General features: G+C 68.1%; 13 protein-coding genes. 9 read left to right on the plus strand and 4 right to left on the minus strand.

From position 1 onward, the window contains the following. Positions 1–35: 35 nt before the first annotated feature. From metG to KVY00_RS13750, 7 genes are all read left to right on the plus strand, one after another. Positions 36–1,637 (plus strand): methionine--tRNA ligase, encoded by a 1,602-nt coding sequence (gene metG, locus KVY00_RS13720; protein WP_223043427.1) that lies wholly within the window; start codon positions 36–38, stop codon positions 1,635–1,637. After that, on the plus strand, positions 1,634–2,557 hold the full coding sequence (locus tag KVY00_RS13725; protein ID WP_394358251.1) for a TatD family hydrolase: 924 nt from the start codon (positions 1,634–1,636) through the stop codon (positions 2,555–2,557). The genes metG and KVY00_RS13725 overlap by 4 nt, the downstream gene beginning before the upstream one ends. Next, positions 2,550–3,527, plus strand: a complete 978-nt coding sequence (rsmA, locus tag KVY00_RS13730) for a 16S rRNA (adenine(1518)-N(6)/adenine(1519)-N(6))-dimethyltransferase RsmA (RefSeq protein ID WP_223043428.1) — start codon at positions 2,550–2,552, stop codon at positions 3,525–3,527. Before KVY00_RS13725 ends, rsmA begins: the two co-directional genes overlap by 8 nt. 9 nt (positions 3,528–3,536) lie before the next feature. Further along, positions 3,537–4,463 (plus strand): 4-(cytidine 5'-diphospho)-2-C-methyl-D-erythritol kinase, encoded by a 927-nt coding sequence (locus KVY00_RS13735; RefSeq protein ID WP_223043429.1) that lies wholly within the window; start codon positions 3,537–3,539, stop codon positions 4,461–4,463. Positions 4,464–4,978: 515 nt separating this feature from the next. Then, positions 4,979–6,373, plus strand: a complete 1,395-nt coding sequence (locus KVY00_RS13740; protein WP_223043430.1) for an NAD(P)-binding domain-containing protein — start codon at positions 4,979–4,981, stop codon at positions 6,371–6,373. Positions 6,374–6,509: 136 nt separating this feature from the next. Then, positions 6,510–7,286 carry a DsbA family oxidoreductase gene (locus KVY00_RS13745; RefSeq protein ID WP_223043431.1) on the plus strand — a complete coding sequence of 259 codons (777 nt, stop codon included), beginning with the start codon at positions 6,510–6,512 and terminating at the stop codon, positions 7,284–7,286. 12 nt (positions 7,287–7,298) lie between these two features. Then, positions 7,299–7,499: a hypothetical protein gene (locus tag KVY00_RS13750; protein WP_223043432.1), complete on the plus strand. Its 201-nt coding sequence runs from the start codon at positions 7,299–7,301 to the stop codon at positions 7,497–7,499. Positions 7,500–7,590: 91 nt separating this feature from the next. Here KVY00_RS13750 and KVY00_RS13755 read toward each other — a convergent pair whose 3' ends face one another. Together KVY00_RS13755 and KVY00_RS13760 are read right to left on the minus strand one after the other, a co-directional pair. Further along, positions 7,591–8,043: an ImmA/IrrE family metallo-endopeptidase gene (locus tag KVY00_RS13755; protein ID WP_223043433.1), complete on the minus strand. Its 453-nt coding sequence runs from the start codon at positions 8,041–8,043 to the stop codon at positions 7,591–7,593. A gap of 8 nt (positions 8,044–8,051) precedes the next feature. Then, positions 8,052–8,465: a hypothetical protein gene (locus KVY00_RS13760; protein ID WP_223043434.1), complete on the minus strand. Its 414-nt coding sequence runs from the start codon at positions 8,463–8,465 to the stop codon at positions 8,052–8,054. 197 nt (positions 8,466–8,662) lie between these two features. Between KVY00_RS13760 and KVY00_RS13765 the strand changes: the two genes are divergently transcribed. Together KVY00_RS13765 and KVY00_RS13770 are read left to right on the plus strand one after the other, a co-directional pair. After that, positions 8,663–8,821: a hypothetical protein gene (locus KVY00_RS13765; protein WP_223043435.1), complete on the plus strand. Its 159-nt coding sequence runs from the start codon at positions 8,663–8,665 to the stop codon at positions 8,819–8,821. 234 nt (positions 8,822–9,055) lie between these two features. Next, positions 9,056–10,894 carry an ABC-F family ATP-binding cassette domain-containing protein gene (locus tag KVY00_RS13770; protein ID WP_223043436.1) on the plus strand — a complete coding sequence of 613 codons (1,839 nt, stop codon included), beginning with the start codon at positions 9,056–9,058 and terminating at the stop codon, positions 10,892–10,894. Between the two features lie 5 nt (positions 10,895–10,899). Here the strand turns inward: KVY00_RS13770 and argH are convergent, their stop codons facing one another. Together argH and KVY00_RS13780 are read right to left on the minus strand one after the other, a co-directional pair. Further along, entirely contained in the window at positions 10,900–12,348 is a 1,449-nt protein-coding gene (gene argH / locus KVY00_RS13775) for an argininosuccinate lyase (RefSeq protein WP_223043437.1), read from the minus strand. Then, positions 12,349–13,602, minus strand: coding sequence for an NAD(P)/FAD-dependent oxidoreductase (locus KVY00_RS13780; protein ID WP_223043438.1), 1,254 nt, complete (start codon positions 13,600–13,602; stop codon positions 12,349–12,351). Positions 13,603–13,652 lie beyond the last annotated feature (50 nt).

Raw genomic sequence — 13,652 nt, forward strand, 5'->3', positions numbered from 1 at the left:
CGAGCGTGTCAGTCGTTCCGAATACAATGGAACCCATGGCACTCGACCACCGGGCACAGCCCTCCTCGTTCTTCATCACGACCCCCATCTTCTACGTCAACGACGCCCCGCACATCGGGCACGCGTACACCGAGGTGGCGGCTGACGTGCTGGCGCGCTGGCATCGGCAGGCGGGCGACGACACCTGGTTCCTCACGGGCACGGACGAGCACGGCCAGAAGATCCTGCGCACCGCGACCGCCAACGGCGTAGCTCCGAAGGAGTGGGCGGATCGGCTCGTCGAATCGGCGTGGAAGCCGCTGCTCGACACCGTCGACCTCTCCAACGACGACTTCATCCGCACGACCGATGCCCGCCACGAGGAGGGCGTCGCGAAGTTCCTGCAGAAGCTCTACGACGACGGCCACGTCTACGCCGGCGAGTTCGAGGCGCTGTACTGCGTGGGCTGCGAGGAGTTCAAGCCGAAGAGCGAGATCGTCGACGGCGAGGGCGCCTTCGAGGGCGAGAAGGTCTGCGCGATCCATTCGAAGCCGCTCGAGCTGCTGCAGGAGAAGAACTACTTCTTCAAGATGAGCGCGTTCCAGGATCGCCTGCTGGCGCTCTACGAGGAGCGCCCCGATTTCGTGCAGCCCGCCAGCGCCCGCAACGAGGTGATCGCCTTCGTGCAGCAGGGGCTCGAGGATCTGAGCATCTCCCGCACCTCGTTCGACTGGGGCATCCCGATTCCCTGGGACTCCTCGCACGTCACCTACGTGTGGTTCGATGCCCTGCTCAACTACGTCACCGCGACCGGCTACGGCTCCGACCCCGAGCAGTTCGAGCGGCGCTGGCCCGCGACCCACATCGTGGGCAAGGACATCCTGCGCTTCCACGCGGTGATCTGGCCGGCCATGCTCATGGCGGCCGGGCTCGAGGTGCCCGAGCACGTGTTCGCGCACGGCTGGCTGCTGGTCGGCGGCGAGAAGATGTCGAAGTCGAAGCTCACCGGTATCGCGCCCAACGAGATCACCGACACCTTCGGTTCGGATGCGTTCCGCTACTACTTCATGCGGGCGATCTCGTTCGGCCATGACGGGTCCTTCAGCTGGGAGGATCTGGCGGCTCGCTACCAGGCCGAACTCGCCAACGGCTTCGGCAACCTCGCCAGCCGCGTGCTCGCGATGAACAAGAAGTACTTCGAAGGCCGGGTGCCCGAGGTCGCATTCGGCTCGGCGGAGCACGCCGACGATGTTGCCATCCGCGAGCTTGCGGCGGACGTGGCTGCGCGCGCCGATGCGCGGATCGAGGCCTTCGCGATCCACGAGGCGATCGCCGCGGTGTGGGAGCTGGTCGACGCTCTCAACGGCTACATCACCGAGCAGCAGCCGTGGGCGCTCGCCAAGGATCCCGAGCAGCGCGATCGCCTAGCCGCCGTGCTCTACACGACGACCGAGGGCCTGCGCGTGCTCGCCGAGCTGCTCGCACCGGTGATCCCGCAGGCGGCGGCGAAGCTGTGGACCGCGCTCGGCGCGGAGGCGGCTCTGGGCGCGCTCGCCGAGCAGCCGATCCGCGAGGCCGGCCGCTGGGGCCGGCTCGCCGCCGGAACCGAGCAGCACGAGCTTCCCCCGCTGTTCCCGCGCATCGAGGCCGACAAGTGAGTACCGATCCCGCGCAGCGCGATGCGCAGGTGCCCGCGGGCGGCCTGCGCAAGCGGAAGGATGGCGGATCGCGCGACACGACACGGCCCGAGAGCCCCGAGCCGCTGCCGATCCCGGTCTACGACAACCACGCCCACCTCGAGTTCGAAGACGGAGTCGACCAGCTCGAACCGCTCGATTCGCTGGCCCGAGCGGCGGCCGTGGGCGTGCGCGGCATCGTGCAGGTGGGCACCGATCTCGAGACGAGCCGGTGGAGCGCCGAGCTCGCGGCGGGTGACCGGCGAGTGCTCGCCGCGGTCGCGCTCCACCCGAACGAGGCCCCCCGTCTCTTCGCAGAGGGCCTGCTGAGCTCTCACCTCTCGGAGATCGCCCGCCTCGCCGGTCAGCCCCGGGTGCGCGCGGTCGGCGAGACCGGTCTCGACTTCTTCCGCACCGGTGAAGACGGCAGGGCCGCCCAGATCGAGTCGTTCGAGACCCACATCGAGATCGCGAAGGCCAACGGGATCGCTCTGCAGATCCACGATCGCGACGCCCACGACGAGGTCGTCGCGACGCTGCTGCGGGTCGGCGCGCCCGAGCGAACGGTGTTCCACTGCTTCTCGGGTGACGCGCGCCTCGCGCGCATCTGCAACGAGCACGGCTGGTACATGTCGTTCTCCGGCACCTCGACCTTCAAGAACGCCCCCGCGCTGCGAGAGGCGCTCGCCGTCGCTCGCCCCGAGCTGGTGCTCGCCGAGACGGACGCTCCCTTCCTCACGCCCGAGCCGTTCCGCGGTCGGCCGAATGCGCCCTACCTGCTGCCCCACACCGTGCGTCGCATGGCGGAAACGCTCGAGGAGCCGCTCGACGACGTGTGCGCGCGCATCGCCGCGAATACCGAGCGGGTCTACGGGCTCTGGGACGAGGACGGCGATGACTGAGTCGGCGTCCCCCGACTCCGTCGAGGCGGGCGGCCGCTTGCTCGGGCCCAACGAGGTCCGTGAACTCGCGGCGCGACTCGAGGTCTCGCCCACGAAGAAGCTCGGCCAGAACTTCGTGATCGACCCCAACACGGTGCGCAAGATCGTGCGGCTCGCGGGCGTCGAAGCGGGCGACCGCGTGATCGAGGTCGGCCCGGGCCTCGGCTCGCTCACCCTCGGGATCACCGAGGTAGGCGCCGATGTCACCGCGATCGAGATCGACCGCCGCCTTGCGGACGAGCTGCTCACCACCGCTCGTGCCATGCAGCCCGGCATCTTCGCCGACGAGCGCGCTCCGCGTCTGCGGGTGATCAACACCGACGCCCTCGACCTGAGCCGCGCCGTCCTCCTGCGCGCGCTCGCCGGTTCGGGCGCTCCGGCCACCCGCGACGCGGCGCATCACGATGGTTCTCCCATGCCGACCGTGCTCGTCGCCAACCTGCCATACAACGTCTCGGTGCCGATCCTGATGCACCTGCTCCAGCTGATTCCCGAGCTGCGCAGCGGTCTCGTGATGGTGCAGTCGGAAGTCGGATACCGGATCGCGGCCGGTCCCGGTTCGAAGGAGTACGGTGCGCCCAGCGCTAAGGCGGCCTGGTACGGGGAGTGGCGGATCGCGGGCAACGTGAGCCGCCGCATCTTCTGGCCGGTGCCCGGCGTCGACTCGGTACTGGTGGGGTATGAGAAGCTCGCGGAGCCGAGGGGCGATGAGACCGAGCGCATGCTCGTGTTCGAACTGGTGAACGCCGCTTTCGCTCAGCGCCGCAAGATGCTGCGGCAGGCGCTGCAGACGGTGCTCGGGCCGCTCGACGAGGCCGTGGCGACGATCGAGGCCGCAGGAGTCGCTTCCACCGCTCGCGCGGAGCAGCTGGGTATCGACGAGTTCCTCGCGATCGCTCGCGTGCATCTCGGGCGCTCCGGGGTGCGCTAGCGTGTAACCATGAGCGCGATTCGGGGGCGATCGATCACGGTGCGGGCACCGGGCAAGATCAACGTGTTCTTCCGCGTGGGCGCGCTGCAGGACGATGGCTATCACGACGTCGCTTCGCTCTATCAGGCGGTCTCGCTGTTCGAAGAGGTGACCGCGACCCCGGCTCATGAGTTCTCGGTGCGTTTCACGGGGCCGATCGACAGCAGTGGCCTCGCGACCGACGGCTCCAACCTGGCGGTCCGGGCCGCGAAGCTGCTCGCCGAGCGCACCGGGTACTCGGGCGGCGTCGACCTGACGGTGTTCAAGCGCGTGCCGATCGCCGGCGGCATGGGCGGGGGATCCGCTGACGCCGCTGCAACCCTGGTGGCGTGCGATGAGCTGTGGGGCACCGAGCTGGGGCGGCCTGGGCTGCTGCCGATCGCCGCCGAGCTCGGGGCCGACGTTCCGTTCGCGCTGGAGGGCGGCACGGCAGTGGGCACCGGTCGCGGTGACGAGCTCAGCCCCGCGCTCGCGAAGGGAACCTTCCACTGGGTGCTCGCCCTCTCCGACGCGGGGCTCAGCACCCCCGTGGTGTACCGCATGCTCGACCGGCACCGGGACGCGCACGTGCGCGACCTCGGCAGGCAGCCCGATCAGGTGAAGGTCGACACCGCCGTGCTGCAGGCGGTGCGTGTCGGAGACGCCGATTCGCTCGCCGAGTCGATGCACAATGACCTGCAGGTCGCGGCCCTCAAGCTCGCACCGGAACTGACGGAGCTGCTCGAGCTGGGGGAGTCGCGGGGCGCTCGCGCGGGCATCGTCTCGGGATCGGGGCCCACCGTCGCGTTCCTCGTGGGAGACGCCCAGGAGGCCGCCGAGCTGCGCGGCGTGCTGAACCGCGCGGGAGTGCGGGCGCTCACCGTCACCGGCCCGGTCCCTGGGGCGCGGATCGTTTAGGGGAAAACGCGGAGCGTTTTCCCGCGATCCGCGCCGGGCTCACCAGCCCGGGATCGTTTAGGGGAGACGGGTTTCGGGCTCAGAGCGAAACGCAAAGCGTTTCGCTGCCCGGGACCCTGCGGCTACTGCCGCAGGCGTTTTCCCGCGATCCGCGCCGGGCTCACCAGCCCGGGGTCGCTCTTAACGGATCCGTTCGCCATTGTAGGCCTCCTGTCCCGTTGTAGACCTCCCGTACCGCGCGAGATATCTACAACCGTGCGAGAGGTCTACATCGGCGGGTGGGCCGGGGCGGACGGGACCGGTGAGGGTCGGTGAGGATCGTGAGGACCGGCGAGGATCGGTGAGACGAACGGGGTCGCCCCGGTCAACTTGACTATTCACGCACATGTGGCCAAAGTGTGAGAGGGGAGCCTGCGCAGAGTGTCGAGCACGTTTCCACGCTGCGCGGTGCTTGTGACCCGAACGAATATACCCACGGATGCCCGAGGGAGATTCCTGAGGGTGGAAAGGCCTATGTGCAGCAGAAAAGAATAGCGATCATCGGAGCTGGGCCGAGCGGAATGGCGGCCATGCGGGCCTTCGCGGCAGCGGAGAGCCAGGGGGAGCAGATCCCCGAAATCATCTGCTACGAGAAGCAGGACGACTGGGGCGGCCAGTGGAATTTCACCTGGCGCACCGGCACGGATCACTACGGTGAGCCGGTTCACTCGAGCATGTACAGGAACCTCTGGTCGAACGGGCCCAAGGAGGCGCTGGAGTTCGCCGAGTACACGTTCGACGAGCACTTCGGTCGGCCGATCTCGTCGTACCCGCCGCGCGAGGTGCTGTGGGACTACATCGACGGACGGGCCTCGCAGTCGGGAGTGAAGGACCTGGTGCGGTTCGCCCACGCCGTGCGCTGGATCGACTACGACGAGACCGCCGAGCGGTTCACCCTCACCGTAGAGGACCTCCGGAACAGGCGCACATCGCGCGAGGTGTTCGATGAGGTCATCGTCGCGACGGGGCACTTCTCGTACCCGAACGTACCGAACTTCGACGGGATCGAGACGTTCCCTGGCGAGGTCATCCATGCGCACGAGTTCCGCGGCGCCGAGCGCCTGGCCGGACAGCGTGTGCTGCTCATCGGGGGTTCGTACTCGGCCGAGGACATCGGCGTGCAGGCGCACAAGATGGGCGCCCGTCACGTCACGATGAGCTACCGCTCGCGGCCGCAGGGCTTCGCCTGGCCCGAGGGGGTGGACGAGGTTCCCGAGATCCTCCGTTTCGACGGTGCCGAAGTCTCGTTCGTCGACGGGCAGCGCCGAGAGTTCGATGCGGTCGTGCTCTGCACCGGCTACCTGCACCACTACCCGTTCCTGCCGAACGAGATGCGCATCGATTCGCCGAACAACCTGTACCCGACCGGCCTCTACCGCGGCGTCGTGTGGCAGGGCAATCCGCACCTGTACTACCTCGGGGCACAGGACCAGTGGTTCACCTTCAACATGTTCGACGCTCAGGCCTGGTACGCGCGCGACCTCATCCTCGGCCGCGCAGAGCTGCCCTCGCCCGAGGAGCGCGTCGCGCACATGGAGGAGTGGCTGCGGCGGCATGAAGCCCTTGAAGACGATCCGGCGGCGGTGCGCTTCCAGGCCGACTACATCCGCGATCTCATCGAGGCGACCGACTACCCGATGTTCGATCTCGACGCGGTGGTCGAGATCTTCCTCGCGTGGAAGCAGGACAAGAAGCGCGACATCCTCACCTACCGCGACAAAGCGCATCGCTCGGTGATGACCGGCACGATGGCCGTCGAGCACCACACCAGGTGGCTCGATGAGCTCGACGATTCGCGTGAGCGTTACCTCCTGCATCAGCCGAGCGGCGAGCTGGAGCACGAGGAGCAGGCCTCCGCCCCGAAGCGGTAGCGCAGCCTCTCTGCGGCGCGGCTCCCGGTGAATCGGGAGGGACCGGCGGCGGTGGATCGGAGACCCCGATCCGCCGCCGCTTTGCTGTGCGGGGAGCGCAAGGAATAACGAGCCGTCGAAGGTGGTTGAGGCGAGCATGAGTGAGACGATCCGCGTCGACATCTGGTCCGACATCGCCTGCCCGTGGTGCTACATCGGTAAGCATCGTTTCGAAGCCGGCGTGGCGGCGTTCCGCGCCCAGCGGCCCGATGTCGAGTTCGAGGTCGAGGGGCACAGCTTCGAACTCGCCCCCGACACACCGCCCGACTTCTCGGGCAGCGAGGTCGACTTCCTGGTGCGGCACAAGGGTATGCCCGCCGCACAGGTGGAGCAGATGCTCGAGCAGATGACGGAGCTCGCGGCGGCCGATGGCATCGAGTTCGACTTCTCGCGGGTGAGGCACGCGAACACTGCTCGGGCGCACCGGGTGCTGCACCTCGCGGCGGAGTCTGGTTTGCAGACGGAGATGCAGGAGCGCCTCTTCCGGGCGTACTTCGCGGAGGGTGAGGATATGTCGGACCCCGACACTCTTGCCCGGCTCGGTGCCGAGGTGGGGCTCGACCCGGATGCCGTGCGCGCCGCACTCGACGACGAGGGGTACGGGCAGGCCGTCGAGCGCGATATCACGCGTGCCCGTATGCTCGGGGTGAGCGGGGTGCCCTTCTTCCTGATCGATGAGAAGTACGGCATCTCGGGGGCGCAGAGCAGCGAGGCCTTCGCGGGCGCGTTCGAACAGGTGCTCGGGTTCCGCGCGAGCGCCGACGACCCGGGCGCCGCCGCGGGCCCGAACGTCGATGCCGACCCGGGCGCCGCCGCGGGCCCGAACCCCGATGCCGCCGAGGCACCCGAGAACCACCACGCCGACCAGGCTTGAAAAGGAACCATGATGAGTGAGAAGCAGCAGTCGATCGCAAGCGCAGCCGTCGAAGCGGAGATCGCGGCCGAGCTGGACCCCGAGGCGGGTTCGGGCGAGGCCGGGTTCGGGGGAGCGGCGGGATTCGCCGACGCCGAGTCGAGGGAGATCCTCAATGTCCTGAACTCGGGCGAGGCCGGGGGCGCCTGCTGCGGCGGATCCTGCTGCGCCTGATCGACAGCGCAGTCGGGCCCTGAACCCCAGCACGCGCGCCGCCCTCGCGGCCCGCGTGCCGCGGCTCTCGAATCGCGTCGAACACTGCTGCTCAGGGATCCGCTTCGTATCGCATGCGCGGGATCGCGGATGCGATGCCGGGGTCGACGCATACGCTGTCGCCGACGCGCCGCAGGGTGCGTCGGTAGGCGCGCACGAGCCGCGGCATCACGCGGAGCTCCTGCGCCAACCACACCACGTTGCTGCCGAAGCGCTGCTCCGCGAGACGGTATTCCTCCGCGTCGATGAGGAAGTGCGCCGCCCACTCGTCGGCTCGACGCTCGAGTGACTCCGCAATGCGGGGGCACGGGCTGGGTTCGTCGCCGTAGCTGGCGTGACCGAGCTCGTGCGCGAGCACGGTGCGCGTCTTGACCGGCGTCATGCCGTCGAGAATGCGCACGTGGCGGCTGCGGTGGGAGTAGTCGCCTGGAAAATCAGGGTCGAGGTCGGGCGTGCACTCGATCGTCACCCCTAACTGCTGCGCGTAACGGTCGAGGGGATCCATCGGGGCTCCTATTCGTCGATGAGCTCGCCCGAGCCGCTGTCGTCGCGGAATGCGACGCGGGGCTCGCGGGCCTGGTGCCCTTCAGTATGAGTGGAGCCACCGACGTTCTTGGAGGCGATGGGGACGACGGGAGCGGGGGAGGGCTCCTGCTCTTCGCCGTCCCACTCCCTGGCCTCGTGCACGAACTGGTAGGGCGAGACGCCGAACAGTTCGGCCACGATGGCGATGTCGTTCGTGGTCATGGCCTGACGGAGATTCAGGATCTTCTCCCAGTACCCGTTCGACCGATCGGTGCGGGCGGCGAGCCACCTGCCCGACCGGTCGCCGTTCTCCGCTTTGACCAGCGACCACAGGTAGGAGCCGAGATGCCTGGCGAACGGGGTCGGCCCGAGGGTGGAGCGGCGTTTGCCTGGTTGTGCCATGTCTCAAGCGTACTCAGTGCCCCGAGAGCGACTGCCTGCCGCGAATTCACGGTCTGGAATTGTTTTGCTTACAAATGTGTGCAAGCATACTCAATGTGCCCGCACATGTTCACAAGGGGAATTGGGTAGCGGCGGTCGCCGAAGCGGTACGCCGGGAGTTGGCAAGCCATGAAGCGACGCCGAACGAGGTTGCGGCGATGCTGGGAATGAGTCCCGAAGCACTGCTGCGACGCCTCGATGCCTCGGAACCCTTCGACGTCTCCGAACTGGAGTGGATCGCGGGGTTCCTGGGCATCGATGTGCACCGCATATTCGACAGTGCCGCGGTCATCCAGGAGGAGGGTGATGCCCGCTGATCCTTCCCCACGAGGGCAGCCGACGCTCGGCACCGACCGAGCGCGGCCATCGACCCGCCTCGACGCACTTACTCCCCCGGTGTGCGGCGAGGCGCGCCGCACGCCTCCGCGGCGAGCGGCACCCGAGGGGCCGTGTCTGCGCATCCGAGTTGCTCCCCCAGCTCCGCGCAGGCGCGGCCCTTCCCTGAGTATCCGCGCATCGCAGCCCGCTCGCACGCCTAGACTGGATGGGTTATGGCTCATCTCCTGGGGGCTGAGGCCCTGCACCTCGAAGTTCCGACCAAGACCGTGTTCGACTCGGTGACGCTGGGGGTCGCCGAGGGCGATCGGATCGGCATCGTCGGTCGCAACGGCGACGGCAAGTCCAGCCTGCTCATGATGCTGGCCGGGCGTCGCGAACCCGACGCCGGGCAGGTGACGATGCGCAGCGGCACCACGATCGGGGTGCTGGATCAGGCCGACGTCTTCGAAGACGGCGCGACGGTGGGGCACGCGATCGTGGGTGACCGGCCCGAGTACGAGTGGGCCGGCGACTCGCGCACGCGCGACGTCATCGCCGGCCTCGTCGGAGACCTCGACTGGGAGGCGCGGGTCGATGCGCTCTCGGGCGGTCAGCGTCGCCGTGTCGCACTGGCGCGTCTGCTGGTCGGCGACCACGAGGTGCTCTTCCTTGACGAGCCCACCAACCACCTCGATGTGGAGGGCATCGCCTGGCTCGCCGAGCATCTGAAGCGCCGCTGGCCGAAGGGGCAGGGCGCACTGCTGGTCGTGACGCACGACCGGTGGTTCCTCGACGAGGTGTGCAATACGACGTGGGAGGTGCACGATCGCATCGTCGAACCGTTCGAGGGCGGGTACGCGGCCTACATCCTGCAGCGCGTCGAGCGGGATCGGCAGGCGGCGACGATCGAGCAGAAGCGGCAGAATCTTGCGCGTAAGGAGCTGGCCTGGCTGCGCCGCGGCGCGCCCGCTCGCACCTCGAAGCCGAAGTTCCGCATCGACGCCGCGAACGAGCTGATCTCCGACGTCCCCGAGATCCGCGACAAGGTCTCGCTGCAGTCGATGGCCGTGCAGCGTCTCGGCAAGGAGGTCGTGAATCTGCTCGACGCCGGCGTCTCGTACGGGGATCGGGTCGTCCTCGAAGACATCGAATGGCGGCTCGCTCCGGGCGAGCGCACCGGCATCCTGGGCGTCAACGGGGCGGGCAAGTCGACGCTGCTCGGTCTCATCTCGGGTGACGTCGAGCCGACGACGGGGCAGGTGAAGCGCGGCAAGACCGTGAAGGTCGCCACGCTCACGCAGCGCCTCGATGAACTCGAGGAGCACCTGAACGAGCAGGTGCGGGTGGTCATCGGCCGTCTGCGCACGAGCTTCACCGTCGGCAGCGGTTCGAAGGCCCAGGAGCTGACGCCGGGTCAGATGCTCGAGCGCATGGGCTTCACGAGTGCGCAGCTGTCGACGCCGGTGAAGGATCTCTCGGGCGGTCAGAAGCGCCGGCTGCAGCTGCTGCTGATCCTGCTCGACCAGCCGAACGTGCTGATCCTCGACGAACCGACGAACGACCTCGACACCGACATGCTCGCCGCGATGGAGGATCTGCTCGACTCGTGGCCCGGCACGCTGATCGTGGTGTCGCACGATCGCTACTTCCTGGAGCGCGTGACGGATCAGCAGTACGCGATTCTCGACAGGCGCCTGTGGCACCTGCCCGGGGGAGTGGACCAGTACCTCGAACTGCGAGCGGCTCAGGATCGTGCAGCGGCGGCGGGTTCGGCCCGCTCTGCGGCGGGAGCGGGCTCCTCCGGTCATTCTGCGGACGCGAAGCAGGTCGCAGAATCCACGTCGGCCCTCTCCGGTGCCGAGCGCCGGGCAGCCGAGAAGGAGCTCGCCGCGGTCGAACGCAAGATGGAGAAGCTGCAGGCCGAGGCCGCGAAGGCGCGCGCCGGGCTCGCCGATCTCGACCAGAGCGACTACGCGCTGCTGAACGCCGAGATGGTGAAGATCACGGCGCTCGAGGACGAGGTGGCTGCGCTCGAGGAGCGCTGGCTGGAGCTGGGCGAACTCATCGGGTGATTCGCTCAGCTGTTCGCGAGCGCTCCCTTCGCTGAGAGCGACTGCTTCCTGCGAGCGGTCATCTCGCGAACCCGCTCGACGCCCGGGCCGCCCTCGATCGTGCGGCTGAGCACCGTCTCCGAGGGCTCGAGTGTGCGCAGCAGCGCCGCGTCATCCGAAGCGAGAACCCGACCCGTCTCCGTCAGGGCCTCCTCTCGAAGCATCGCGATGAAGCGCTCGCGGCCGGGGGACGTGGAAAGGTCGAGGTTCTCCGCAGTCAGGTGCGTGACGGCGAGCGCGACGACGGTGTGGGCGACGCGGAAGGGGAAACCCTCGTGCGCCACCAGGAAATCGGTGAGCTGGGTCACGGTGAAGAAGCCCGCCCGCAGCACCTCCTCGACGCGATGGGAGTCGACGCGCACGCCGTCGATGATCTTCGTGAGGATCGAGACGGCGTCGCGCGCGTCGAGGCACATCCGTACGATCGTGTCGTCGATCGAGATCGCCTCCTCGCTCATGCCGATCGTGGTGCTCTTCAGCGTCGCGGCCGCCGATACGAATGCGCCGAGCGACTTCGATGCGATGGTCTCGACGTACTCGAGCGCGACGGGATTGCGCTTCTGCGGCATGATGCTCGAGACGCCCATCAGCGAGTCGTCGATGACGATGAGGCCGAACTCGGTGGTCGCGTACATCACGAGCGCTTCGACGAGCCGGTCGGCGTTCATCATGAGCGTGACGATGTTGCCGGCGGTCTCCAGCTGAAAGTCCCGGATCCCGGCCGCGTCCTGGGTGTTCTCGACGATGCCGGCGAACCCGAGCAGTTCGGCCATGCGGTGCCGATCGAGGGGGAAGTCGGTACCCCCGAGCGCCGCGGCGCCCATGGGGCTGAGATCCACCCGGCCGAGACTCGCGCGGTGCCGCTCGAGATCCCGAGTGAACGCGTCGGCGTGCGCGAGGAAGAAGTGGCCGAGCGACACCGGCTGCGCCTGCTGAGAATTGTGCGTGTAACCGGGGAAGACCTGATCCGCGTATCTCTCTCCTGAGCTGAGCAACTGCGCCACCAGATCCGAGATCGTGGTGATGAGGGCCTCGGTCTCGCGTTTGATGACGAGCCTCGCGAGCGTCATGTAGTAGTCGTTGCGAGAACGACCGGTGTGCAGTTTGCCGGCGATGTCGACGCCGCAGATCCGGATCAGGGCCCCCTCGATCACGGAGAAGAGATCCTCCTCGTCGCCGCGCCGCACGAGTTCGCCGACGGCGTCGTGTTCGATTCGAGCGAGCGAGTCGAGGATCACCCGGCACTCGGCATCGGTCAGGATCCCGACCTCGGCGAGCATCGTCGCGTGGGCGCGGTTGATCGCGAGGTGCTCATCGAGGTACAGCTCCTTCTCCGATTCGATCCACCGGACGGTGTGCCGCTCGAGGATGGGATCCTTCTCGGCCGTCAGACGGTGGCGGAATGATGCTGGCATTTATGCTCCTCGGGTGAATCGGGCGGGGGAGAAGGGTGCGAGGTTGGTCCGGGCGGCTTCACCGAGCAGCAGCGGTGCGATCGCCGCCGCCGTCGTGGGGGCCAGGGTCAGGCCGATCATGTTGTGCCCGGCTGCGACATGCACGCGGCGGCTGAGCGAGCCGATGTAGGGCAGACCGTCCGGGGTGAGCGGGCGCACGCCGGCGCCCTGCCGCACCACGGATGCTTCGGCGACGGCGGGCAGGTACTCGGCCGCCATGGCGAGGATGCGTCGATGGTAGCTCGCCGGGTCTTTCGGCTTGCTCGCGATGTTCATCTGGCCGGCGAGTTGCACCTCGCGGTCGAACGGGCTGGCGACCACGTGCGACTCCGAGAAATGCAGCAGCGTGTCCCGGTGGTTCAATGGGAGGTCGACGCGAACGCTGTATCCGCGGCCGGCCCGGAGCGGGAGGCGGATCCGCCACCTCTCGGCCAACCGGCCTGCGTCGGCGCCGGCGGCGATGAGCACGCTGTCGCACGGAATGCTCGTGAGCGGAGTGAGCACCTCGGCCCCGTCGAGCGATTCTCGCACCTCGGTCGCCTCGGTGCGGTCCATGAACTGCACACCCCGCGCGCTGAGCAGTCCGATGAGGTCTTCGAAGAACTGGTTCGAGTCGATGTACTGGTTGCCGCTCTGGAAGAATCCCGCTGTCGCCTTGTCGCTGAGGCCCGGCTCGAAGTCGCGCAGCTCGGTGCTGTGCAGCAGTTCCCCGGGGGCCGGAAGCCCGCTGATCCTCGATCCGTGCTCCGCGTTCCGACGCGCCGCCCGCGCTGCTCTCGGCGATTCGAAGAGATAGAGAAAGCGATTCCCCTGCGGATGCATCGGGAGGCCCTCTGCCCGGTACTGCTGCAGAAGTTCGAAGGTCGGCTTCGCCAGTTCGAGCAGCGCACGCCGGCCCGCTTCGTACGCTGCGGGCCGGGAGTGCCACGCGAACCGCGTGAAGAAGCCGGGGTCTGCCAAGAGGTCGCCGATCCCGACGGTGAGCGACGGTTCGAGCCGCGCCGAGAGCAGCCCGCGGGCGCCTTTTCGCAGGAAGGCGGATGAGGCGACCGGGTCGACCTCGAACGGCACGACCTCGCCTGCGTTCCACCGAGAGCCGCCGCTTCCGATGCGGTCGCGGTCGATCACGGTGACATGCCTTCCGTGTCTCGTGAGTTCGAAGGCGGTCAGCAAGCCGATGGGGCCGGCGCCGATGATGACAGTTGAGGGCGGCATCGTGTAACTCCCATGTCTCTGCGGTCTGCGACATCGGATAGTAAAGCACA

This window comes from Leucobacter tenebrionis, assembly GCF_019884725.1.
Lineage (GTDB): Bacteria > Actinomycetota > Actinomycetes > Actinomycetales > Microbacteriaceae > Leucobacter > Leucobacter tenebrionis.